This is a genomic window from Mesorhizobium sp. M7A.F.Ca.CA.002.09.1.1 (assembly GCF_003998555.1).
Lineage (GTDB): Bacteria > Pseudomonadota > Alphaproteobacteria > Rhizobiales > Rhizobiaceae > Mesorhizobium > Mesorhizobium ciceri.
Map to the genome: position 1 here is coordinate 1 of NZ_RZRR01001399.1, position 845 is coordinate 845.

General features: G+C 59.9%; 1 protein-coding gene. It reads left to right on the forward strand.

What is annotated here, in order from left to right; all coding sequences use genetic code 11:
- Nucleotides 1-204: 204 nt before the first annotated feature.
- Nucleotides 205-845: pyridoxal phosphate-dependent aminotransferase (locus EN994_RS33520; protein WP_164746534.1), on the forward strand; the 641-nt coding region annotated here is incomplete at its 3' end.

The following is an 845-nucleotide window of genomic DNA, read 5'->3' on the forward strand; positions in this document are numbered from 1 at the left end:
GTTAGGACGACTGGAACAGAAGCCTGCCGGCGAATCCGCCTTGGCCGGCTTCCTATTTTTATGGCTTGGATAGGTGGCCGGGTTCCTAGAGCAATTCCAGGAAAAGTGTGAAACGGTTTTCCGTCCGGAATTGCGTAAAAAAACAAGGAGTTAGAGCGGGTCGCCGTTTCCGTGAAACGGTGAACTGCTCTTGGGGAGTGAGCCATGAACTACACCAGGATGGGGATCGAGAAAGAGGCACCGGAAGAATACGGCTACGACCGTATCCGCTTTAATCTTTCCGAAAGCTCGATCGCCGACCAGAAGCTCTCCGACATCGGCCTGTCGCTGCCCGATCTCACGCTTTTCTATGGCGAGCATCGCGGCGACAAGCAGTTGCGTGCACTGATATCGGCGCAGGATGCCGGCATTTCGCCGGATGATGTGCTGGTCACCGCCGGTGCCGCCGGCGCACTGTTCATCATCTCGACCTCGCTTTTGTCGGCCAACGACCATCTCGTCGTCATCCGGCCCAACTACGCCACCAACATCGAAACCCCAAGGGCGATCGGCTGCGCCATCAGCTTTGTCGACCTGGCATTCGAGGAAGGCTTCGCCATCGACGTCGAACGCGTCAAGGCCGCGATTCGGCCGGACACGAAGCTGATCAGCGTCACCTGCCCGCACAACCCGACCGGCACGATGATGAGCCGAGCCGAGCTCGATGCGCTGGTGGCGCTTGCCGAGGCTCGCGGCTGCCATCTGCTGGTCGACGAGACCTATCGCGACCTCTCCTACGGCAGGCGGCTGCCGACGGCTGCCTCACTGAGCCCAAAGGCGATCAGCGTCTCGTCATTGTCCAAGGC